20 protein-coding genes, 5 tRNA genes and 2 pseudogenes are annotated in these 21,609 nt (G+C 71.4%); 8 read left to right on the plus strand and 19 right to left on the minus strand.

Annotated features, from left to right (window positions below; genetic code table 11):
* Positions 1 to 7: 7 nt before the first annotated feature.
* Positions 8 to 817, minus strand: a complete 810-nt coding sequence (thiD, locus tag ACFY7H_RS25620) for a bifunctional hydroxymethylpyrimidine kinase/phosphomethylpyrimidine kinase (RefSeq protein WP_388942109.1) — start codon at positions 815 to 817, stop codon at positions 8 to 10.
* Positions 814 to 1,794 (minus strand): thiamine-phosphate kinase, encoded by a 981-nt coding sequence (locus ACFY7H_RS25625; RefSeq protein WP_388942112.1) that lies wholly within the window; start codon positions 1,792 to 1,794, stop codon positions 814 to 816. The genes thiD and ACFY7H_RS25625 overlap by 4 nt, the downstream gene beginning before the upstream one ends.
* Before the next feature lie 245 nt (positions 1,795 to 2,039).
* Between ACFY7H_RS25625 and ACFY7H_RS25630 the strand changes: the two genes are divergently transcribed.
* Together ACFY7H_RS25630 and ACFY7H_RS25635 are read left to right on the plus strand one after the other, a co-directional pair.
* On the plus strand, positions 2,040 to 2,273 hold the full coding sequence (locus tag ACFY7H_RS25630; RefSeq protein ID WP_007266792.1) for an Lrp/AsnC ligand binding domain-containing protein: 234 nt from the start codon (positions 2,040 to 2,042) through the stop codon (positions 2,271 to 2,273).
* Positions 2,274 to 2,296: 23 nt separating this feature from the next.
* Positions 2,297 to 2,791 carry a DUF3515 family protein gene (locus ACFY7H_RS25635; protein ID WP_388942115.1) on the plus strand — a complete coding sequence of 165 codons (495 nt, stop codon included), beginning with the start codon at positions 2,297 to 2,299 and terminating at the stop codon, positions 2,789 to 2,791.
* A gap of 349 nt (positions 2,792 to 3,140) precedes the next feature.
* Here the strand turns inward: ACFY7H_RS25635 and ACFY7H_RS25640 are convergent, their stop codons facing one another.
* The 3 genes from ACFY7H_RS25640 to ACFY7H_RS25650 are packed head-to-tail and all read right to left on the minus strand — an operon-like array spanning position 3,141 to position 6,097.
* Positions 3,141 to 4,298, minus strand: coding sequence for a D-alanine--D-alanine ligase family protein (locus tag ACFY7H_RS25640; RefSeq protein ID WP_388942118.1), 1,158 nt, complete (start codon positions 4,296 to 4,298; stop codon positions 3,141 to 3,143).
* Positions 4,299 to 4,337: 39 nt separating this feature from the next.
* On the minus strand, positions 4,338 to 5,348 hold the full coding sequence (locus ACFY7H_RS25645; protein ID WP_388942121.1) for an NAD(P)H-dependent glycerol-3-phosphate dehydrogenase: 1,011 nt from the start codon (positions 5,346 to 5,348) through the stop codon (positions 4,338 to 4,340).
* The gene (locus tag ACFY7H_RS25650) at positions 5,345 to 6,097 is read right to left on the minus strand and encodes a lysophospholipid acyltransferase family protein (RefSeq protein WP_388942124.1); all 753 of its coding nucleotides are present in this window, start codon (positions 6,095 to 6,097) and stop codon (positions 5,345 to 5,347) included. Before ACFY7H_RS25650 ends, ACFY7H_RS25645 begins: the two co-directional genes overlap by 4 nt.
* A 164-nt stretch (positions 6,098 to 6,261) precedes the next feature.
* Here ACFY7H_RS25650 and cofC point away from each other — a divergent pair.
* Positions 6,262 to 6,936: pseudogene (gene cofC, locus ACFY7H_RS25655) on the plus strand (2-phospho-L-lactate guanylyltransferase); the annotation flags it as partial.
* Positions 6,937 to 7,245: 309 nt separating this feature from the next.
* Here the strand turns inward: cofC and ACFY7H_RS25660 are convergent.
* The 4 genes from ACFY7H_RS25660 to leuC all read right to left on the minus strand — a co-directional run bounded on the left by ACFY7H_RS25660 (position 7,246) and on the right by leuC (position 10,469).
* Complete coding sequence (locus ACFY7H_RS25660) at positions 7,246 to 7,938, minus strand: HU family DNA-binding protein (protein WP_388942127.1); 693 nt, start codon at positions 7,936 to 7,938, stop codon at positions 7,246 to 7,248.
* Positions 7,939 to 8,082: 144 nt separating this feature from the next.
* Entirely contained in the window at positions 8,083 to 8,310 is a 228-nt protein-coding gene (locus tag ACFY7H_RS25665) for a hypothetical protein (protein ID WP_007266785.1), read from the minus strand.
* A gap of 137 nt (positions 8,311 to 8,447) precedes the next feature.
* Positions 8,448 to 9,041, minus strand: a complete 594-nt coding sequence (gene leuD / locus ACFY7H_RS25670; RefSeq protein ID WP_388942131.1) for a 3-isopropylmalate dehydratase small subunit — start codon at positions 9,039 to 9,041, stop codon at positions 8,448 to 8,450.
* Between the two features lie 3 nt (positions 9,042 to 9,044).
* Positions 9,045 to 10,469, minus strand: coding sequence for a 3-isopropylmalate dehydratase large subunit (gene leuC / locus ACFY7H_RS25675; protein ID WP_388942134.1), 1,425 nt, complete (start codon positions 10,467 to 10,469; stop codon positions 9,045 to 9,047).
* Positions 10,470 to 10,655: 186 nt separating this feature from the next.
* Between leuC and ndgR the strand changes: the two genes are divergently transcribed.
* Complete coding sequence (ndgR, locus tag ACFY7H_RS25680; protein WP_007266782.1) at positions 10,656 to 11,372, plus strand: IclR family transcriptional regulator NdgR; 717 nt, start codon at positions 10,656 to 10,658, stop codon at positions 11,370 to 11,372.
* A gap of 181 nt (positions 11,373 to 11,553) precedes the next feature.
* On the opposite strand, the gene ACFY7H_RS25685 is transcribed toward ndgR, so the two are convergent.
* The 10 genes from ACFY7H_RS25685 to ACFY7H_RS25730 all read right to left on the minus strand — a co-directional run bounded on the left by ACFY7H_RS25685 (position 11,554) and on the right by ACFY7H_RS25730 (position 16,244).
* A tRNA-Glu gene (locus ACFY7H_RS25685) sits at positions 11,554 to 11,626 on the minus strand.
* A 21-nt stretch (positions 11,627 to 11,647) separates the two neighbouring features.
* Positions 11,648 to 11,719: transfer RNA gene (locus ACFY7H_RS25690), tRNA-Gln, on the minus strand.
* Positions 11,720 to 11,741: 22 nt separating this feature from the next.
* Positions 11,742 to 11,817: transfer RNA gene (locus tag ACFY7H_RS25695), tRNA-Glu, on the minus strand.
* Between the two features lie 61 nt (positions 11,818 to 11,878).
* Positions 11,879 to 11,951 (minus strand) — tRNA-Glu (locus ACFY7H_RS25700).
* A gap of 27 nt (positions 11,952 to 11,978) precedes the next feature.
* Positions 11,979 to 12,050: transfer RNA gene (locus ACFY7H_RS25705), tRNA-Gln, on the minus strand.
* Between the two features lie 87 nt (positions 12,051 to 12,137).
* Positions 12,138 to 12,866, minus strand: a complete 729-nt coding sequence (locus ACFY7H_RS25710; RefSeq protein WP_388942136.1) for an HAD family hydrolase — start codon at positions 12,864 to 12,866, stop codon at positions 12,138 to 12,140.
* A 10-nt stretch (positions 12,867 to 12,876) separates the two neighbouring features.
* The gene (locus tag ACFY7H_RS25715) at positions 12,877 to 13,548 is read right to left on the minus strand and encodes a DUF4241 domain-containing protein (protein ID WP_388942139.1); all 672 of its coding nucleotides are present in this window, start codon (positions 13,546 to 13,548) and stop codon (positions 12,877 to 12,879) included.
* Between the two features lie 112 nt (positions 13,549 to 13,660).
* The gene (gene gltX, locus ACFY7H_RS25720) at positions 13,661 to 15,136 is read right to left on the minus strand and encodes a glutamate--tRNA ligase (RefSeq protein WP_388942142.1); all 1,476 of its coding nucleotides are present in this window, start codon (positions 15,134 to 15,136) and stop codon (positions 13,661 to 13,663) included.
* On the minus strand, positions 15,129 to 15,947 hold the full coding sequence (locus ACFY7H_RS25725) for a fumarylacetoacetate hydrolase family protein (protein ID WP_388942145.1): 819 nt from the start codon (positions 15,945 to 15,947) through the stop codon (positions 15,129 to 15,131). The genes gltX and ACFY7H_RS25725 overlap by 8 nt, the downstream gene beginning before the upstream one ends.
* Positions 15,948 to 16,058: 111 nt before the next feature.
* Positions 16,059 to 16,244 carry a hypothetical protein gene (locus ACFY7H_RS25730; RefSeq protein ID WP_388942148.1) on the minus strand — a complete coding sequence of 62 codons (186 nt, stop codon included), beginning with the start codon at positions 16,242 to 16,244 and terminating at the stop codon, positions 16,059 to 16,061.
* A 581-nt stretch (positions 16,245 to 16,825) separates the two neighbouring features.
* On the opposite strand from ACFY7H_RS25730, the gene ACFY7H_RS25735 reads away from it, so the two are divergent.
* The 4 genes and pseudogenes from ACFY7H_RS25735 to ACFY7H_RS25750 all read left to right on the plus strand — a co-directional run.
* Entirely contained in the window at positions 16,826 to 20,551 is a 3,726-nt protein-coding gene (locus ACFY7H_RS25735) for a nitrate- and nitrite sensing domain-containing protein (protein WP_388942150.1), read from the plus strand.
* A gap of 9 nt (positions 20,552 to 20,560) precedes the next feature.
* Positions 20,561 to 20,974 (plus strand): roadblock/LC7 domain-containing protein, encoded by a 414-nt coding sequence (locus ACFY7H_RS25740; RefSeq protein ID WP_007266776.1) that lies wholly within the window; start codon positions 20,561 to 20,563, stop codon positions 20,972 to 20,974.
* Between the two features lie 148 nt (positions 20,975 to 21,122).
* Positions 21,123 to 21,515: a DUF742 domain-containing protein gene (locus tag ACFY7H_RS25745; protein WP_007266775.1), complete on the plus strand. Its 393-nt coding sequence runs from the start codon at positions 21,123 to 21,125 to the stop codon at positions 21,513 to 21,515.
* Positions 21,496 to 21,609: pseudogene (locus tag ACFY7H_RS25750) on the plus strand (ATP-binding protein); the annotation flags it as partial. The gene ACFY7H_RS25745 and the pseudogene ACFY7H_RS25750, both read left to right, overlap by 20 nt.

The following is a 21,609-nucleotide window of genomic DNA, read 5'->3' on the forward strand; positions in this document are numbered from 1 at the left end:
GCCCGGGTCAGCGCCACCGCCAGGCGTGGTCCACCGGTCCGATGCCCGCGCCCAGCGCGAAGCCGGCGGCGATGGCGCCGGTGACGTACTCCTTGGCCGCCGTGACGGCCTCCGGGACGGTCCGGCCCTTGGCCAGGCCCGCCGCGATCGCGCTGGCGAGCGTGCAGCCGGTGCCGTGGGTGTGCCGGTTGTCGTGCCGGGGCGCGCGCAGCCACAGCTCCTGGGAGCCGTCGCTCAGCAGGTCCACGGCCTCGTCGCCGTGCGCGGTGAGGTGGCCGCCCTTGATCAGCGCCCAGCGGGGGCCGTAGCCGAGGATCGCGTCGGCGGCCCGCCGCATGTCGTCCTCGGTCTCCACGGCCAGCCCGGTGAGCTGGGCCACCTCGTCCAGGTTGGGCGTCGCCACCGTGGCCCGGGGCAGCAGTTCCCGGCGTACGGCGTCCAGCGCCGAGGCGGCGAGCAGCGCGTCCCCGTGCTTGGAGACCCCGACGGGGTCCACCACGGCCGGCGCCGGGGTGTCCGCCAGCAGCCGCGCCACCGTCTCCACCAGTACGGCCGAGGACAGCATCCCGGTCTTGACGGCCCGCACCCCGATGTCGTCCGCCACGGCCCGGTACTGGGCCGTTACGGCCTCGGCGGGCAGCTCCCAGATCCCCTTCACGCCGAGCGAGTCCTGGGCGGTCACGGCGGTGATCACGCTCATGCCGTGCACGCCGAGCGCCAGCATGGTCTTGAGGTCGGCCTGGATGCCCGCGCCGCCGCCGGAGTCGGATCCGGCGACGGTCAGGCACGCCGGCGGGACGGCACCGGAGGCGCTCACGGGGTTTCCCCGCCGGCCGGGTCGGCGCCGAAGTGGTCCCAGCCGCCGGTGCTGGTCCAGGGGGCGCCGTCCACGGTCACCTGGGGCAGCGCGGAACGGTGCTGGACCGACCCGATGACCTTCCAGCGGGCCGGGAGCTTCACGTCCGGCGGGAAGGTGGCCACGATGGCGTGGTCCTCTCCCCCGGTGAGCACCCACTGGAGCGGGTCCACGCCGACGGCCTGCCCGATGTCGTGCATCTGGGTCGGGATGTCCACGGCCCCCGAGCGCACGTCGATGCGGACCTTGCTGGCCTCGGCGATGTGCCCGAGGTCGGCGATCAGGCCGTCGCTGACGTCGGTCATGGCGGTGGCGCCGAGCCCGGCGGCCGCGGGGCCGGCGTGGTAGGGCGGTTCGGGGCGCCGGTGCGCCTCGACGAAGGCCCGCGGGGAGCGGAAGCCGCGCGAGAGCACCGCGAAGCCGGCCGCGGACCAGCCGAGCCAGCCGGTGACGGCCACGACGTCCCCGGGCTGGGCGCCGGAACGCAGGACGGGCTCGTGGTTGCGCAGGTCCCCGAGGGCCGTGATGGAGACGGTGATGGTGTCTCCCCGGACGACGTCGCCGCCGACCACGGCGGCGCCCGCGACCTGGCACTCGTCGCGGATGCCGTCCATCAGCTCGGTGGGCCAGGTGACCGGCAGCTCGGCCGGGACGACGAGGCCGAGCAGCAGCGCGGTGGGCACGGCGCCCATGGCGGCGATGTCGGCCAGGTTCTGCGCGGCGGCCTTGCGGCCGACGTCGTACGCGGTGGACCAGTCGCGGCGGAAGTGCCTGCCCTCGAGCAGGATGTCCGTGCTGGCCACGACCCGCCGGTCGGGGGCCGACACCACCGCGGCGTCGTCGCCGGGTCCGAGCCGGACCGCCGGGGTGGTGGTGAGCCGTGAGGTGAGCTCCCGAATGAGCCCGAACTCCCCCAGCTCGCCCACAGTGCCCTTCATCGCTGTGCCCCTTCTTGGCAAGTCCGCTTGCGGTCGCGAGCCGTCACAGCTCTGGGTACCGTCAACAGATAGGTCAACTTCTGCTCTGCGTACGCCCCGCTGTGCGTGGCGCCGGGCCCCCGGGTCTCCCCGTGGCACGCGGCGACGCGGTACCGTGGCGTCCCTTCTTCCCCGGGCCCGCCCGATGTCCCCGGGCCCATCCGAAGGTTAGGGGAAATGATCCTCGTGGCCGCCCTGGAGGTTCCGTGGTACAGGCGTACATCCTCATCCAGACCGAGGTGGGCAAGGCGTCGGTCGTCGCCGAGTCCATCTCCAAGATCGCGGGGGTGATCCAGGCCGAGGACGTGACGGGGCCGTACGACGTGATCGTGCGCGCCCAGGCCGACACCGTCGACGATCTCGGCCGCATGGTGGTCGCCAAGGTCCAGCAGGTGGAGGGGATCACCCGCACCCTGACCTGCCCGGTGGTCCATCTGTAGCCCCCGTCTAGTCTTGGCCGGTGATGTCATTGCTGCACCGCCGGCCCCTCCGTGTACTGGCCCTGCCGGCCGTGCCGGCCTTCCTGGCCCTCGCGGGCTGTGCCCCGGCGGATTCCGGAGGCCGGGTGGATCCGCCGCCCGCTCCGCCCGCCGCGGTCGCGGAGCTCTGTGCCGCTCTGCACGAGGAGCTCCCGGAAACGGTGGACGGACTGGCGCGGACCCCCACCTCGCCGGAGTCGGATCTGACCGCCGCGTGGGGCGGCTCGGCGATCGTACTGCGGTGCGGTATCCCCAAACCCCCCAAGATGGCGGATCCCCAGCAGGACGGCGTCGAGGTCAACGGCGTCGCCTGGCTGGTGGAGAAGCCCGAGGAGGGCGGTCTGCGGTTCACCACCGGGGCGAGGCTGGCGTACACGGAGATCCGGGTCGCCAAGGAGCATGCCACGGATGCGAGCGTGCTGGTCGGTCTGTCCGCGGCCGTGGCCAGGACCGTCCCGGTGGGGATCTCCTCGTACTGACCGCGGGGGCCGCCCGGTCCCCCGCCGCGCGCACACCGCCGCCCGCCGGGTTTCCTCCCAGCGGGCGGTCGGCTGTACGGGGCCGGACGAGCGGCTACGTCGTCTCTTTCGGGTCTTGCCGGTCAAGCCCGCGGCGTCTGGTGCGGTGCCTCGCGAGGCGGAGGCACAGCGCGCGTACTGGACGTACTCGGCTGTGCCGACAACGCGGCGAGGTGCCGTGCCAGGCGTCGCGGGTCTGGGGGCACCTCCCAGCGGTAGCTGGGGAGCAAGATCCGGAAGAGACGGCCTGGGCCCAGTCGTCAAAGTCGCGCCTGGCCCGCGGCGTCCGGCGCTGCTTTGACGACAGGACCTAGCGCAGTCCGGTGGAGCGGCGCAGGGCCGCCTGGATCAGGAGGTCCACCAGCTCCTGGTACTCGATGCCGGACTCCTGCCACATCCGCGGGTACATCGAGATCGGCGTGAAGCCGGGCATGGTGTTGATCTCGTTGATGACGAAGTCACCGTCCTCGGTGAGGAAGAAGTCGGCGCGCACCAGGCCCTCGCAGGACGCGGCCTCGAAGGCCTCGATCGCGAGCCGCTGCACCTCGGCGGTCTGCTCCGGGGTCAGCGGGGCGGGCACGATCCCGGACGCGGAGTCGATGTACTTCGCCTCGAAGTCGTAGAAGTCGTGGCTGGAGACCGGGGGGATCTCGGCGGGGGCGCTGGCGCGCGGCCCGTCCTCGAACTCCAGGACGCCGCACTCGATCTCGCGGCCGCGCAGCAGCGCCTCCACGATGATCTTCGGGTCGTGGCGGCGCGCCTCCTGGACCGCCGCGTCGAGCCCGGAGGGGTCGTCGACCTTGGTGATGCCGATGGAGGAGCCGGCCCGGGCGGGCTTGACGAACAGCGGCCAGCCGTGCTCGCCGGCGAAGTCCAGGATCTTCGCCTTGGCCGCGGCCGGGTCGGCCTCCCACTCGCGGGGGCGGATGGTCACGTACGGGCCGACGCGCAGCCCGAAGGAGGTGAACACCCGCTTCATGTAGTCCTTGTCCTGGCCCACGGCCGAGGCGAGGACGCCGGAGCCGACGTAGGGGATCCCGGAGAGCTCCAGGAGGCCCTGGAGGGTGCCGTCCTCGCCGTAGGGGCCGTGCAGGACGGGGAAGACCACGTCGACCTCGCCCAGCGCCTTGGGGACGCTGCCCGGCTCGGTGTAGACGACCTCGCGGCTGGCGGGGTCCACGGGGAGCACGACGGTGCCCTCCGGGGACTCCCGCAGCGTCTCGACGCTCGGGAGCTGCCGGTCCGCGATGGCCATGCGCTCGGGCTCGTCGGCGGTCAGGGCCCACCGGCCGTCCGTGGTGATGCCGATGGGCAGCACCTCGTACTTGGCGCGGTCGATGGAGCGCAGCACCGCGCCCGCCGTGACGACCGAAATGGCGTGTTCCGAGCTGCGGCCGCCGAACACGACGGCCACGCGGGGCTTGCGGCCCTGCTGCTCAGGGGTCTGGGGGAGGTTCTCGCTGCTCATATCGCCACGAGGGTACCCGCTCACACGTCCGGAACAGAGTCAGCGGCGTTCCGGTTTGGCGCTGCGCCCCATCAGCTCCTTCAGCGCGACCAGTGGGGGCTTGCCGTGGTGCACGATCTCGACGACCGTGTCGGTGATCGGCATGTCCACTCCGTACCGCCGTGCCAGATCTGCCACGGACTGGCAGGACTTGACCCCTTCCGCGGTCTGGCTGGTGACCGCGATGGTCTCGGCCAGGGTCATTCCGCGGCCCAGGTTGGTGCCGAAGGTGTGGTTGCGGGAGAGCGGCGAGGAGCAGGTGGCGACGAGGTCGCCGAGCCCGGCGAGGCCGGAGAAGGTGAGCGGGTCGGCGCCCATCGCCACGCCCAGACGGGTCGCTTCGGCGAGTCCTCGGGTGATGAGGGAGCCCTTGGTGTTGTCGCCCAGACCCATGCCGTCCGCGATGCCGACGGCCAGGCCGATGACGTTCTTGACGGCGCCGCCGAGCTCGCAGCCGATGACGTCGGTGCTGGTGTACGGCCGGAAGTACGGGGTGTGGCAGGCGGCCTGGAGGCGCCGGGCCACGGCCTCGTCCACGCAGGCGACGACGGAGGCGGCGGGCTGCCGGGCGACGATCTCGCGGGCCAGGTTGGGGCCGGTGACGACGGCGACGCGCTCGGCGGGGACCTTGGCCACCTCCTCGATGACCTCGCTCATCCGCTTGGCGGTGCCGAGTTCGATGCCCTTCATCAGGGAGACGAGGACGGTGTCGGGCTCCAGCAGCGGGCCCCATTCGGCGAGGTTGCCGCGCAGGGTCTGGGAGGGGACGGACAGCACGGTGAAGTCGGCGCCGCGGGCGGCCTCGGCGGGGTCCGTGGTCGCGCGGAGGTTCGCCGGGAGCTCCACTCCGGGGAAGTAGTCCGGGTTGGTGCGTCCGGTGTTGATGGCGTCGGCCACCTCCCGGCGGCGGGCCCACAGGGTCACTTCGCAGCCGGCGTCGGCGAGCACCATGCCGAAGGCGGTGCCCCAGGAACCCGCCGAGAACACGGCGGCCTTGACGGGACGTGTCACTTCTTGCCCTCCCCCGCGGCCTTGCGCCGCTGTTGCGCCCTGGCCTTGCGGTGGTCGTACGGCTGCGCGGGCGCGCTCTGGCCCCGCAGCTCTTCCAGGAGCTTGGTGATGTCGGCCATGATGGCCTCGGTGGCGCCCTTGAGGACCTCGGGCGTGGGCTCGCGGTCGTAGTAGGCCGAGAGGTCCACGGGCGGTCCGGCGAGCACCTGGAGGGTCTTGCGGGGGAACAGCCGGACCTTCTTCTCCTTGGCGTAGGGCGGCATCGCGAGATTCGCGCCCCATTGGGCCACGGGAATGACGGGGGCCTTGGTGATCAGCGCCACGCGGGCGACGCCGGTCTTGCCGGCCATCGGCCACATCTCCGGGTCGCGGGTGAGGGTGCCTTCCGGGTAAAAGGCCACGCATTCACCGCGCTCGACCGCGTCCACGGCCGCCCGGAATGCGTCCAGGGCGTTGGTGGTCTCGCGGTAGACGGGGATCTGACCGGATCCGCGCAGGATCATGCCGACGAAAGGCACCTTGAAGAGCCCTGCCTTGGCGAGCAAACGCGGCACCCGGCCGGTGTTGTACTGGAAGTGCGCGTAGGAGAGCGGATCCAGATACGAGTTGTGATTGACGGCGGTGATGAATCCGCCCTCGGCCGGAATGTGGTCCATTCCCCGCCAGTCCCGCTTGAAGAGCACTACCAGCGGCGGTTTTGCGATGACCGCCGCCAGGCGGTACCAGAAGCCGATTCTGCGGCGGGACACTCGGACACCTTCCTCTAGGACCGGTGCGGGGCTTGGGCACCTCGGCGCCGGACAAGTGTCGCGCCGGGTCCGGTCTCTGTCGAGGACACCGTACGCCCCGCTCGCACCACGAGGCCCCCCTGCGGCCGCTCGGGGGCGACAATGGGCCGAGTGATGACCGGGTCATGACCTGCCGATGGGTCGGGCGGGTGCCGCAGCGCACCGGAGGGAAGGGGGCCGCCACGAACGCCGCATGGAGCCTGGTGGTCCCCCTGAAGCCCTTGGCGCTGGCGAAGAGCCGTCTAGCGGCGGCCGTGGGCGCGTCCCGGCCGGGGCTCGCGCTGGCTTTCGCGCAGGACACCGTGGCGGGGGCGCTGGCCTGCGCCTCGGTCGCGGATGTGGTGGTCGTCACGGACGACGCGGTGGCGGGCGCGGAGCTGGCGCGGCTGGGGGCGCGGATCCTGCCGGACGTTCCCGGCGCGGGGCTCAACGCGGCGCTGGACCACGGGGCGCGGGCGGTGCGGGCGGGGCGGCCCGGGGCGGCGGTGGCCGCGATGAACGCCGATCTGCCGGCGCTGCGGCCGCCGGAATTGCTACGTGTGCTCGATATCGCGGGGCAATTTCCCCGGGCATTTCTGGCGGATGCGGCCGGGATCGGCACCACCTTGCTTTCCGCGGGCCCCGACGCGGAATTGGCACCTTCGTTCGGCGGCCCCTCCCGAGCCCGGCATTCGGCCTCGGGCGCGGTGGAAATAGCCCTCGCGGGCGTGGAGAGCGTACGCCGGGACGTGGACACGGGGGCGGACCTGCGGACGGCCCTGGCCCTCGGGGTGGGGCGGCACACGGCCCGATACAGTTCCCGTATGCAGGCGACCGCGTACACGTACGACTCCCAGACCCGCAGCGGCAGCGTGCTGCTGGACGACGGCACCCCGGTGCCCTTCGAGGCCGCCGCCTTCGACGCGGGGGGTCTGCGGCTGCTGCGGCCCGGGCAGCGGGTGCGCATCGAGACGGAGGGCGAGGGCCCGTCGCTGCGGATCACGCTGGTGACCCTGCAGACCTTCTGAGCCCCGTCCCGGATCCGCCGCCGGGCTCCGGCCGCGGCAGGACGCACCGCGGGCCGGCTTCCCCGGGTGGGGAAGCCGGCCCGGCGTGTGTAACCCGTGCCCTTACTTCTTGCGGGCGGTGGTCTTCTTCGCGGTGGCCTTGCGCGTCGCCGTCTTCTTGGCGGGCGCCTTCGTCGCGGTGGCCTTCTTGGCCGCCGGGGCGGTCTTCTTGGCGGTGGCGGTGGTCTTCTTGGCCGCCGTCGCCGTCTTCTTGGCCGGGGTGGCCTTCTTGGCCGTCGCCGTGCCCGTGGCCTTCTTCGCGGCCGTGGTCTTCGCGGCGGTCTTCTTGACGGTCGGCGCGGCCTTCTTCCCGACGGCCTTCTTCGCCACGGTCTTCTTGGCGGCCGTGGTCTTCGCGGCGGTCTTCTTCGCCGTGGTGGCCTTCTTCGCGGCGGCCTTCTTGACCGTGGCGGAGGCGCCGCCGGTCAGGCTGCCCTTCGGGGCCTTCTTCACGGCGACCTCGTCGCCCTTGGGGAGCTTCTTGGTGCCGCTGACCAGGTCCTTGAAGCCCTGACCCGCGCGGAAACGGGGGACGGAGGTCTTCTTGACCCGGACGCGCTCACCCGTCTGCGGGTTGCGGGCGTAGCGGGCCGGACGGTCGACCTTCTCGAACGAGCCGAAGCCCGTGACCGAGACCCGGTCGCCCGCGACGACCGCGCGGACCATGGCGTCCAGTACCGCGTCGACGGCGTCCGCGGCCTGCTGGCGGCCGCCCAGCTTGTCGGCAATCGCTTCTACGAGCTGCGCCTTGTTCACGTCTTCCCCTTCGGAGACATCGCCAGAACGAATGTGTTCAAGCTTATTTCGCACGTTAGGCGGATATATACCGCAAATCAAACACGAAACGGGCTAATCACCCTAGTGCCGCAACGATGTAGGCCGTTACGGAGTTCCTTCGCATCAGTCGCCTTCAGGGAATCGACCCTCGTCGAGGTCCTTCATCAACCTGTCCAGGCGCCTTGCCGCATCGGCCAGATCGTGCTTCGCCGCGGCAGTGACGACCAACAGCTTCCGGGACAGCGTCATCCTTACGCCCTCCGGGACTTGCAGTGCGCGCACCCTTGCGTGTGCTTCTTTCAACCGGTCCGCGACGAGTTCGTAGAGCTCGAGTTGACTGTCGCGTTCCATGCACAGATTGTGCCATCTGGGGCGAGTTGTCGCCTCACGGGGCCTCAACATACGGCTGTGCCCCCCGCCGGAAGGCGGGGGGCACAGTGTTGCCGATGTGATCACCCAAAGGTGAATAAGCGCTGATCAGGCTGGAATCAGTGGCGAATCGTGCGGGGCTTGAAGGCCGGACGGCCGCTTTCGTACGCGTCGATGTCGGCTTCGTTCTGAAGGGTGAGCGAGATGTCGTCCAGGCCCTCCAGCAGACGCCAGCGGGCGTTGTCGTCGAGTTCGAACTCCGCCTCGATGCCTTCGGCTCGGACCTGGCGGTCGACGAGGTCGACGGTGATCTCGGCGGTGGGGTCGGCCTCGGTCAGCTCCCACAGCCGGTCGACGGTCTCCTGCGGCAGGACGACGGTCAGCAGACCGTTCTTCAGCGAGTTGCCGCGGAAGATGTCGGCGAAGCGGGAGGAGATGACCGTCTTGAAGCCGAAGTTCTGCAGGGCCCAGACGGCGTGTTCGCGCGAGGATCCGGTGCCGAAGTCGGGACCGGCGACCAGGACCGTCGCGCCCGCCCGCTCGGGACGGTTGGTGACGAACTCCGGGTCCTTGCGCCAGGCCTCGAACAGCCCGTCCTCGAACCCGTCACGGGTGATCTTCTTCAGCCAGTGGGCGGGGATGATCTGGTCGGTGTCGACATTGCTGCGGCGCAGCGGAACGGCCCGGCCGGTGTGGGTGGTGAAGGCTTCCATGGTTCAGACTCCGGCGGTGACGGGGGCGTCGGACAGGTCGGCGGGAGAGGCCAGATGGCCCAGTACCGCGGTGGCGGCGGCCACCTGGGGGGAGACCAGGTGGGTGCGTCCGCCCTTGCCCTGCCGGCCCTCGAAGTTGCGGTTGGAGGTGGACGCGGAACGCTCGCCGGGGGCCAGTTGGTCGGGGTTCATGCCCAGGCACATCGAACAGCCCGCGTGCCGCCATTCGGCGCCGGCCTCCTTGAAGACCTTGTCCAGGCCCTCCTCCACGGCCTGCAGCGCGACCCGCACCGAGCCCGGGACGACCAGCATCCGTACGCCGTCGGCGACTTTGCGGCCCTCGATGATCCCGGCGACGGCGCGCAGGTCCTCGATGCGGCCGTTGGTGCAGGAACCTACGAAGACGGTGTCGACCTTGATCTCGCGCAGCGGCTGTCCGGCCGTCAACCCCATGTACTCCAGGGCCTTTTCGGCGGCGAGGCGCTCCGAAGCGTCCTCGTACGAAGCCGGGTCGGGGACGTTGGCCGACAGCGGCGCGCCCTGGCCCGGGTTGGTGCCCCAGGTGACGAACGGCGACAGCGAGGCCCCGTCGATGACGACCTCGGCATCGAATACCGCGTCCTCGTCGGTGCGCAGCGTCTTCCAGTAAGCGACCGCCGCGTCCCAGTCCTCGCCCGTCGGGGCGTGGTCGCGGCCCTCCAGGTAGTCGAAGGTGGTCTGGTCGGGGGCGATCATGCCCGCGCGGGCGCCGGCCTCGATCGACATGTTGCAGATGGTCATGCGGGCTTCCATCGAGAGCTTCTCGATGGCCTCGCCGCGGTACTCCAGGATGTAGCCCTGGCCGCCGCCCGTGCCGATCTTGGCGATGATCGCCAGGATCAGGTCCTTGGCGGTGACGCCCTCGGGCAGCTCACCGGTGACGGTGATCGCCATCGTCTTGGGGCGGGCCAGCGGCAGGGTCTGGGTGGCCAGCACGTGCTCGACCTGGCTGGTGCCGATGCCGAAGGCCAGCGCGCCGAACGCGCCGTGCGTGGAGGTGTGCGAGTCACCGCAGACCACGGTCGTGCCCGGCTGGGTCAGGCCCAGCTGCGGGCCCACGACGTGGACGACGCCCTGCTCGACGTCACCCAGGGAGTGGAGGCGGACGCCGAACTCGGCGCAGTTCTTGCGCAGCGTCTCCAGCTGGGCCCGGGAGACCGGGTCCGCGATCGGCTTGTCGATGTCGATGGTGGGGGTGTTGTGGTCCTCGGTGGCGATGGTGAGGTCCAGACGGCGGACCTTGCGGCCGGCCTGGCGCAGACCGTCGAAAGCCTGCGGGCTGGTCACCTCGTGCAGCAGGTGGAGATCAATGAAGAGGAGATCGGGCTCGCCCTCGGCGCGCCGGACGACGTGGTCGTCCCAGACCTTCTCCGCGAGTGTCCTACCCATCGCTTTCCCTCCGGCCGGCCGGTTGTGCCGGCGCTTCTTTAGAGATCTGGTGCGCCTGATCGCCCGCTACCCCACCCGCGGAACGACGGCTCGGACCCAGTGGTTCGTGGACCCGCACATACAGACTCGCTCGTTCTTGGAAAATTTGAACTTGCGTTTCACAGTGTGAGACGCGAATATCGTTTCATGGACAACTCTAGCGGCGTCGGCGTTCTCGACAAGGCAGCTCTGGTACTGAGCGCACTGGAGTCCGGTCCGGCCACCCTCGCCGGGCTGGTCGCGGCGACAGGGCTCGCACGACCCACGGCACATCGCCTGGCCGTGGCACTGGAACACCACCGGATGGTGGCGAGGGACATGCAGGGCCGGTTCATCCTCGGTCCGCGGCTGGCAGAGCTTGCCGCCGCGGCCGGCGAGGACCGCCTGCTGGCAACGGCCGGACCGGTGCTCACGCACCTCCGTGACGTGACGGGCGAGAGCGCGCAGCTCTACCGTCGTCAGGGCGACATGCGCATCTGCGTGGCGGCCGCCGAGCGGCTGTCGGGCCTGCGGGACACCGTCCCGGTGGGCTCCACCCTCCCGATGAAGGCGGGGTCGGCGGCGCAGATCCTGATGGCCTGGGAGGAGCCCGAGCGGCTCCACCGCGGTCTGCAGGGCGCGCGCTTCACGGCCACGGCCCTGTCCGGCGTACGGCGCCGCGGCTGGGCGCAGTCGATCGGCGAGCGGGAGCCCGGCGTGGCGTCCGTCTCGGCGCCCGTACGCGGCCCCTCGAACCGGGTGGTGGCCTCCGTGTCGGTCTCCGGGCCGATCGAGCGCCTGACCCGCCACCCGGGGCGCATGCACGCCCAGGCCGTCATAGACGCGGCCGCCCGTCTCACGGAGGCCCTGCGCCGCTCCGGCTGAGCCGTCCGAGGCCGTAGACCTCCACCACTCCAACCCCCGGGTCCGGGGGCGCGTACGACGCCGCACACGTCCGAACTCGCGCCTCCGGGCCCGCACTTGCGTCCGGCACCGGTCGGCCCTCCGGGGCTCCGGAAACACGGGAGAGGCCCTCCGCGATGATCGCGGAGGGCCTCTCCTCTTGTACCCCCGACCGGATTCGAACCGGCGCTACCGCCTTGAGAGGGCGGCGTGCTAGGCCGCTACACAACGGGGGCTAGCTTTACTGCGGTACTGCGCTGGGCTACCAGGACTCGAACCTAGAATAAGGGAACCAGAAACCCTCGTGTTGCCAATTACACTATAGCCCAATGGTCTAGACCTGCCAGACCTTGGTACCCCCGACCGGATTCGAACCGGCGCTACCGCCTTGAGAGGGCGGCGTGCTAGGCCGCTACACAACGGGGGCCCTAGCGATCCTGCATCAAGATCTCCGGGAGCGACCCTGGAGATCCCGCGGGAAGGATCTGTACCCCCGACCGGATTCGAACCGGCGCTACCGCCTTGAGAGGGCGGCGTGCTAGGCCGCTACACAACGGGGGCAAAGCACTGCGTCACTGCTGCACTGCGCTGGGCTACCAGGACTCGAACCTAGAATAAGGGAACCAGAAACCCTCGTGTTGCCAATTACACTATAGCCCACCGAACTTCAAGACCCTGAGGGCCTTTCGTTTGGTAAGCGCCTCCGTGTCCGGCCTTTCGGCCCGCCCGGGCGGCGCAGAAAGAACATTACCGGATGCCTGACCGTGCTCCAAAACGGGTATCCGCAGCCAGGAGCTCGGGCAGCCGGTCAAGTCCCTCGATCCGGTGCACCGCGGCGGGGCCCGGCCCCCGGCCCCCGTCCCGGTCGAGCCAGAAGGCCGTCAGCCCGGCGTCCCGCGCGCCCCGCGCGTCGATCTCCGGCTGGTCCCCCACGTAGGCGACCTGGCCCGGAGGCAGCCCCAGCGCCTCGCAGGCGGCCAGGAAGGCGGCGGCGTCGGGCTTGCTCACACCCAGCTCGGCGGCGCAGACCAGCACCTCGAAGCGGTCGCGCAGCCCGAGGTGGCGCAGCTTGGGGTCCTGGTTGGCGGCGGAGGAGTTCGTGAGCACCCCGTGCCGGTGGGTGCCGGCGAGGGCGTCCAGGACGGGCAGGACGTCCGGGAAGAGGACCCAGGCGGCCTTGTAGTGCTCGACGTAGCTGTCGAACCAGGCGTCGGCCCGCGCCGCCGTCAGGGCGGGCTCCCCGAGGAAGTCCCGGACCCTGTCCTGCCGCTGGCCCTGGAAGGTGACCTCGCCCGCGGCGAAACGCGCCCAGTGGAGCTCCGTGAGCCTGCGCCAGAGCGCGAGGGCCTCCGGAGGGGATCCGTACCGCTCCGCGAGCCCCTCGGCGCGCAGGTGGGCGGCCAGGCCGGCCGAGTCGGCGCCGGTGTAGTCGAAGAGGGTGTCGTCGATGTCCCACAGCACGGCGCGGATCGGCATGCGGCCGAGCCTACGCCGCGTCGTCCCCGGGCGTGGGCACGACGAAGAAGTCCGTCACGAAGCAGGTGATCGCGCCGTCCGCGTCCCGTCCGATCCAGGTCGGGTAGTGGCCGTCGCCCCAGCCGGAGCCGAAGGCCACCAGGCCGTGACCGTGCTCACCGGTGACCAGATGCGGGCCGGGGCCGTGGCCGTCCTCCTCGAAGGCGTCCCAGAGCGGGCCCTCGTCGCCCTCGCATTGCGGGAAGGAGTCGTCGGCGGCCGGGTCGTAGAAGCAGCCGGTGCCCGCGTCCACCCCGTAGCCGAAGTACGCGTCGTCCTCCAGCCGGGACGGGTCCTGGCCCTCGGTGACGGCCATCTCCCAGGTCACCGTCGCCGTGTCCCGGATCACCAGCCGGGCGGCCGCCGTGCGCAGGTGCGGGCGGCCGCCGGGGTCCGCGCCGGGAGCGGTGAAGGTGGCCACCGCCGTTTCGGCCCGGTAGCGGCCGGGGGCCACCTCGGCGGTGAAGGGCGCCGCCCATCCCCCGCCCAGGCTGGTGAAGGGGTCGCAGGCGGTCACCCGGCCGCTGGGGAGCCACAGGTCGCCGGCGACGGCCACGGCGAGGGTGCCGCGCTCGCCGCCCGCGAGGACGAAGGAGTGGCCCGGCGTGAAGTACCGGTCGAAGTCGGGGGCGGTGAGGGGCATGGGACGGCCTTCCGTGGAGCGCGTGATCGGCTGCACGCAGCCTAGAGGCCCCCTCCGACGACGCGTGGGGGCGGCAGCCGGGTCGGCCGCCGCCCCCACGGGGTGGTGCGGGTCAGGCGGAGAGCTTCGCCAGGGCCGCGTCGATGCGGGCCAGCGAGCGCTCCTTGCCGAGGATCTCCAGGGACTCGAAGAGCGGCAGGCCGACGGTGCGGCCGGTGACGGCCACGCGGACGGGGGCCTGGGCCTTGCCGAGCTTGAGGCCGTGGGCCTCGCCGGCCGTCAGGACGGCCTGCTTGAGGGACTCCGGGTCCGACCAGTCGGCGGCGGAGAGGTTCTCCCGCGCCGTGGTCAGCAGGGCCGCCGGGTCGCCCTTCATGGCCTTGTCCCAGGACGCCTGGTCCTCGACGGGCTCCTTCAGGAAGAGGAAGTCCACGTTCGCGGTGATGTCCGAGAGGACGGTCACCCGGGTCTGGGCGTGGGGCGCGATCCGGGCCCAGGCGTCGGCGTCGAAGTCCTCGGGCGCCCAGTTGGCGTGCGGGGCGCGCAGCCACGGGGCGCAGGCGTCCGCGAAGGCCTTCGGGTCCATCCGGCGGATGTGGTCGGCGTTGATCGCCTCGCACTTCTTGAGGTCGAAGCGCGCCGGGTTGGCGTTCACGCCGTCGATGTCGAACTTCGCCACCATCTCCTCGATCGAGAAGATGTCCTGGTCCTTGGAGAAGGACCAGCCGAGGAGCGAGAGGTAGTTCAGCAGGCCCTCGGGCAGGAAGCCGCGCTCGCGGTAGAGGTTGAGCGAGGACTCGGGGTCGCGCTTGGAGAGCTTCTTGTTGCCCTCCCCCATCACGTACGGCAGGTGCCCGAACTGCGGGACGCCGGTGGCGATGCCGAGCTCCATGAGCGCCTTGTAGAGGGCGATCTGGCGCGGGGTGGAGGACAGCAGGTCCTCGCCGCGCAGGACGTGCGTGATCTCCATCAGCGCGTCGTCGACCGGGTTGACCAGCGTGTACAGCGGGGCGCCGTTCGCGCGGACGATGCCGAAGTCCGGCACGTTCTCCGGGGTGAAGGAGAGCTCGCCGCGGACCAGGTCCGTGAAGGTGATGGTCTCGTCGGGCATCCGGAAGCGCACGATCGAGGTGCGGCCCTCGGCCTCGTACGCGGCCACCTGCTCGGCGCTCAGGTCGCGGCAGTGGCCGTCGTAACCGGAGGGCTTGCCGGCCGCACGGGCGGCGTCGCGGCGCGCGTCGAGCTCCTCGGTGGTGCAGTAGCAGTGGTAGGCGTAGCCGCCGTCCTGGAGGCGCTGGGCGACGTCCTGGTAGATGTCCATGCGCTGGGACTGGCGGTACGGGGCGTGCGGGCCGCCGACCTCGGGGCCCTCGTCCCAGGTGAAGCCGAGCCAGCGCAGCGAGTCGAGCAGCTGCTCGTACGACTCCTCGGAGTCGCGGGCCGCGTCGGTGTCCTCGATGCGGAAGACGAACGTACCGCCGTGGTGGCGGGCGAACGCCCAGTTGAAGAGGGCGGTCCGGACCAGGCCCACGTGGGGGTTGCCGGTCGGGGAGGGACAGAAACGTACGCGGACGTTCGCGTTAGCCACGCTTGATCACCTTGTTGGTGAGAGTGCCGATGCCTTCGATGGTGACGGCGACCTCGTCGCCGACGTTGAGGGGGCCGACTCCGGCCGGGGTCCCCGTGAGGATGACGTCGCCCGGGAGCAGCGTCATGGCCTCGCTGATGTGCACGATCAGGTCCTCCACGGAGCGGATCATGTCGCTGGTGCTGCCGAGCTGGCGCTGCTCGCCGTTGACCGTGCACTGGACGGCCAGGCCCGCGGAGACCGCCGCCGGGTCGAGGCCGGTCTCGATCCAGGGGCCGAGGGGGCAGGCGCTGTCGAAGCCCTTGGCCCGGGCCCACTGCTGCTCCCGCTGCTGGACGTCGCGGGCGGTGACGTCGTTGGCGCAGGTGTAGCCGAGGATCACGTCCTTGACGCGTTCCTTCGGCACCTCGCGGCACATGCGGCCGATGACCACGGCGAGCTCCGCCTCGTGGTGCACCTCCTGGGAGAAGGAGGGGTACACGATGGGGTCGCCCGGCCCGACCACGGAGGTGGAGGGCTTGAAGAAGGTGACGGGGGCCTCGGGACGGCCCTGGTCGTCGAAGACGGAGTTGCCGAGCTCCGCCGCGTGCTCCGCGTAGTTGCGGCCGATGGCCACGACCTTGTTCGGGAGCACGGGCGGCAGCAGCCGGACCTTGCTCAGCGGGACCTTCGTGCCGGAGAGCTCGAAGTCCGCGAACGGGATGCCCTTGATGATGTCGAGGACGAGCTCACCCTCGGCGCCGGGGGCAGTGCTGCCCTCGACCGCGCCGAACGCGACATTGCCGTCGATGGAGAACCTGGCGATGCGCACGTGTTGCGTCTGCCCCTCTGTATGTCCGCTGGCTGGAGTCTGCGGACCCCAGGCTAACGCGGTGGGCGGCGACGCTCCGCGCTCCTTTACGCAGCCACTACTGCGGAGGGACTACTGTGCCGCGGCGGCAGGCGCGTCCATGAGGACGGTGCGGCGGGGGTTCGCGGTCTGGGTCGGCAGCTCGACGGAGTGCTCCGGGGTGGCCGGCGCCGCCTGCAGCTCCTCGGCGTCCTTCAGGTGCGCGAGCGTGGTGCGGCGGGGGTTGGCTATGTTGCGGAACATCTGCGTCGTCTTCATCGGAGTTTCGGGCCCTCGGGTCGCTTCGTGGGATGAGGGTTGTCGGATGCGCCGGACGTGGCGCCAACCCTTTAACAGGCAAGGCTAAACATCCGAATCCCCCACTCAACCGGTAAGTAATGGCCACACTCGTGTGAGTTTGCTCACCAGCGAGCGGGCAATACGGGCATAACAGGCGGTCAATTGCGACCGCCGAAACGGACATTGCGCCACTGAATGCGCCATTCCGCTCCTGATCATCTCGACTGGGACACCTTGTCGGACAGCAGCTTTGGTTGACGTAAGTCCGTTTCCTCCCTATAGCGCCTCCACGTCGAGTAGCCCATTCATCACAAGCCGTGACCGGCTCGCCGGGGCGACACGCGCACCTTGTTGGAGATCCCCCACTGTGCTGGAATTCGCGGGACCGCCGCGGGTATCAGCCGGCGCGCAGGTGGCGCAAGAGAGCGCCGCGCGCGGCGGCAACGGAGAGGGAGACGCGCCGGTCACCGACGACCACCACGGGGCCGTCAGTGCCCCACGACTCGACACCGTTCCGCCGCTCACCCGGCGGGGCGCCTGGTCCAGAGGTTGCGACGCTAGTGCAGGGACGATTCAAGAGGGATGGCAGCGCTGCGGCGGAGCAGGAGCCGCGCGGCGGGATTGACCGTGGCTCCTCGCCCCAGCACGCCCAGAACCGCGGGCCGGCTGCCGAAGGAGCGGGACCCGACACCTCCTCGGTGAAGGCGAAGGGCCGCGGCAGGTCCGGCAAGGCCCCGAAGCCCGGCAAGGCCGTCAAGCCGGGCAGGGCCAAGGGCAAGGCCGAGTCGCCCGAGACCGAAGAGGCGATACCGAAGGCCCCCACCGGGCCCGGTTCCCGTCTCGCCATGCAGAACTGGCGCATCAGCACGCGACTCGTGTCGCTGCTGACCCTGCCCGTCGTCGCCGCCACCACGCTCGGTGGTTTCCGTATCAACGACTCGCTCGAGGACATCCAGCAGCTCGAGCACATGCAGCTGCTGACGACGATGACCCGCCAGGCGACCAGCCTCGCCGCCATGCTCCAGGAGGAGCGCGACAAGTCGGCCGGTCCGATGTCGCTCGTCAAGGACGGCAAGGCCAACAGCCTCGTCGAGGGCGTCCGCGACCAGACCGACGCCGCCGCCAAGGCCTTCGCCGCCGCGACCGACAAGGTCGACAACGCGGAGGACAAGGACGAGACCCTCAAGTCGATCCGCAACAACATCCTCCAGATCGGCCGCCAGCTCACCGGCATCGAGGACATCCGCAAGAAGGCGTACCAGAACGGCGCCCAGCAGACCGTCACCGAGTACAACGCGCTGATCGTCTCGCTGCTCTCGCTCTCGCAGGACATGGCCCAGGCCACCTCCAACCCCGAGATGATCAAGCGCACCCGCGCCCTGGCGGCGTTCTCGTCCGCCAAGGAGTACGCCTCCATCCAGCGCGCGATCATCGCCGCCTCGCTCCCCGAGAGCGGCGACAAGCAGGGCAAGCTGGAGGAGAACGACCGCCTCTACGCCCTCTCCGCGCTGCGCGGTGAGAGCCAGGCGAAGAAGACCTTCGAACTCGTCTACCAGGGCAAGCCCGAGGAACTCCTCAGCGCGCTCGGCGACGGCAACTCCGAGATCGGCAGCGCCGACCACTACGCCCGCCGCGTGCTGAGCACCCAGGGACAGTTCGTCAAGGAGAAGAACCGCTCCTGGATGGACTGGTACGACGCCGACGACACCAAGATCCGCGCGATGCAGACGATCGAGCTGTCGCTGCTCGAGGACATGGAGCAGAAGGCCCGCGAGCTCAAGAGCGAGTCGCAGCAGGACGCCATCGTCAACGGTGCCCTGATCCTCCTCGTCCTCGGTGTCTCCCTCATCGGCGCCTTCGTCATGGCCCGGTCCATGATCCGCTCGCTGCGCCGCCTCCAGGACACCGCGACGCGCGTCGCCCAGGACCGTCTGCCCGAGCTCGTCAAGCAGCTCTCCGAGACGGACCCGCACGAGGTGGACACCTCCGTGGAGTCCGTCGGCCTGCACACCCGCGACGAGATCGGCCAGGTGGCCGCGGCCTTCGACGACGTGCACCGCGAGGCCGTCCGCCTCGCCGCCGAGCAGGCCCTCCTCCGGGGCAACGTCAACGCGATGTTCACCAACCTCTCGCGCCGCTCCCAGGGCCTCATCCAGCGTCAGCTCTCGCTCATCTCCGAACTGGAGTCGCGCGAGGCCGACCCGGACCAGCTCTCCTCGCTCTTCAAGCTCGACCACCTCGCGACCCGCATGCGCCGTAACGGCGAAAACCTCCTCGTCCTCGCGGGCGAGGAGCCGGGCCGCCGGTGGACCCGCCCCGTCCCGCTCGTCGACGTGCTCCGCGCCGCGGCGTCCGAGGTGGAGCAGTACGAACGCATCGAGCTGGCGGCGGTGCCCGGCACCGATGTCGCCGGCCGCGTCGTCAACGACCTCGTGCACCTCCTCGCGGAGCTGCTGGAGAACGCCACCTCGTTCTCCTCCCCGCAGACCAAGGTCAAGGTCACCGGTCACGCGCTGCCCGACGGCCGCGTGCTCGTCGAGATCCACGACACCGGCATCGGCCTCTCCCCCGAGGACCTCGCCGCGATCAACGAGCGGCTCGCGTCGCCGCCCACCGTGGACGTCTCGGTGTCCCGCCGGATGGGTCTGTTCGTGGTCGGCCGCCTGTCCCTGCGACACGGCATCCGCATCCAGCTGCGCCCCTCCGACTCGGGCGGTACGACGGCCCTCGTCATGCTCCCGGTGGACGTCGCCCAGGGCGGCAAGAAGCCGGGCCCGATGCCGGGTGCCGGCGGCGGCCAGGGCGGTACCGGCGGCGCTCCGGGTGCTCCCGGCGGTCAGCAGCCCTCCGTGCCCGGCGCGGGCGTACGTCCCCCCGTGGGCGCCGGCCAGCAGCGCGGCCAGGTCTCCGGGGGCGGCCAGCGCGCCGCCCTGCCGGGGCGCGACGGCGCGCCCGGCTCCCAGCAGCAGGGCCCGCAGGGCCAGGGTCCGCAGGGCCAGGGTCCGCGTCCGCAGGGCGGTCCCTCCGCCCCGACGGGCCAGTCGCAGGGCCAGGGCGCCTTCGGCGGCGGCGCGCCGCTGCCGGCCCGCGGTCAGAGCGGCGCTCCGCAGGCGCGGCCGGCCGGCGGTCCCGGCGGCTTCCCGCAGCAGGGCGGTCCCGGCGGCTTCCCGCAGCAGGGCGGTCCGCAGGGCGGGTTCCCGCAGCAGGGCAACGGCTTCGAGCGGCCGCAGCCGCCGCAGGGCCAGGCGCAGCAGCACCAGCAGCCCCAGCCCCCGCAGGGCCGGACGCCCCAGCAGCAGCCCGGTGCCCCCGTCAAGCGCAGGCGGCCGCAGCTGCCGGCGCGCGACGGTGCCGCGCGTCCGGAGCTCCCGGGCGCGGGCGGCCCGGCCGCCGGGGTCCCGCAGGGCACCAGCTGGGGCTCCGCGGCCCAGGGCGGCCAGGAGGTCCCGCGCGGGCACGACGAGCTGTCGGGCCCCGGCTCCACGGCGGAGTTCGCCCGCCCCGACTTCAACGCCCCGCCCCCGCAGGCCGCCGGCGGCCCCGGCAACAGCACCACCGGCCAGTTCGAGCGCCCGCAGCCCGCGGGCCCGCTGGACCCGGCCTCCACCGGCCAGTTCGCCCGCCCGGGCGGCCCCGGTGCCGGCGGCTACGGGGAGCAGCAGCAGGGCCGGCAGCCCGGCGGTTACACCCCCGCGCCGGCCCCGCGCGCCGAGGCCCCGCGCCTCCCGCAGGCGTACCAGCCGGAGGCGCTGCCGCCGGCTCCGGCGCACAGCGGCCCCGAGTCGCGCAGCCCGATCTTCGAGTCGCTGGAGTCGAACTGGTCCCACCAGGGCGGGCGGCAGTCCGCCGGGCAGGGTCCCGCCGTACCCCAGCAGCCGCACCAGTCGCAGCAGGCGGCACCGGTCGCACCCGCCCCGCAGCGGCGCGGCCAGGAGTCCGCGGCCGAGCCGGCCGCGGCGGTCACCGGCAGCAGCCCGACGGTCAGCTGGAAGTCGTCCCCGAACGACGAGCTGGTGCGGCAGGCCGAGCGCGTGCGCCAGCCCGCGGCCGGCGGGATCACCACCTCGGGTCTGCCCCGCCGGGTGCCGCGTGCGAACCTCGTGGCCGGTACCGCCCAGCAGCAGGCCGACACCCAGGCCGGCCCGCAGGTCTCGCGCGCCCCGGACGACGTCCGCGGCCGTCTCACCAACCTCCGTCGCGGTATCCAGCAGGGTCGCCAGGCCGGCACCACCGGCCCCGCGACCGGGAGCTACCACATCGACCCCACTTACCAGCAGGAGCGATAGTTGAGTTCGATGAGCCAGGCGGCGCAGAACCTTAACTGGTTGATCACCAACTTCGTGGACAACACCCCCGGGGTGTCCCACACCGTGGTGGTCTCCGCCGACGGACTCCTTCTGGCCATGTCCGAAGGTTTCCCCCGTGACCGCGCCGATCAGCTGGCGGCCGTGGCCTCCGGCCTGACCTCGCTGACCGCCGGTGCCTCCCGGATCTTCGAGGGCGGCGCCGTCAACCAGACCGTTGTGGAGATGGACCGCGGGTTCCTCTTCCTGATGTCCGTCTCCGACGGATCCTCGCTGGCCGTGCTCGCGCACCCCGAGTGCGACATCGGCCTCGTCGGCTACGAGATGGCCCTCCTCGTGGACCGCGCCGGCAACGTCCTCACCCCGGACCTGCGCGCGGAGCTCCAGGGAAGCCTGCTCATCTGACACCCCCTCCCCGGCCGGACGGTACTTCCGGCCGGGGAACCGGGTCCGCACACCCGGAATCCAGTACCCCCCGACAGGCCGTCATGTCCCCCCACCGGCCGCCCTGTCAGACGGCACGCTGACCACTGCTGTCCAGCCCGGAGGATCAATGACCCCGCCCCCCGCCTACCCCGACGCGTACGGAGATTCGTACTCGGAAGGCGACCAGCCGCTCGTCCGCCCGTACGCGATGACCGGCGGCCGGACCCGTCCGCGCTACCAGCTCGCCATCGAGGCGCTGGTCAGCACGACGGCCGACCCGATGCACCTGTCCGGCCTGCTGCCGGAGCACCAGCGCATCTGCACCCTGTGCCGCGAGGTGAAATCGGTCGCGGAGGTCTCCGCGCTGCTCTCGATGCCGCTGGGCGTCGCCCGCATCCTCGTCGCCGACCTGGCGGAAGCCGGCATGGTGGCCATCCACCAGCCGGGCAATGGAGAGGCCGGCGGAACGCCGGATGTAACGCTGCTCGAGAGGGTTCTCAGTGGACTTCGCAAGCTCTGACGGCGGAGCGGCTCCGCGCTCCACCACCTCCGCGAAGATCGTGGTGGCGGGCGGCTTCGGCGTGGGCAAGACCACGTTCGTCGGCGCGGTCTCC

The organism is Streptomyces sp. NPDC012794, assembly GCF_042901085.1.
In the GTDB taxonomy this organism is placed as follows: domain Bacteria; phylum Actinomycetota; class Actinomycetes; order Streptomycetales; family Streptomycetaceae; genus Streptomyces.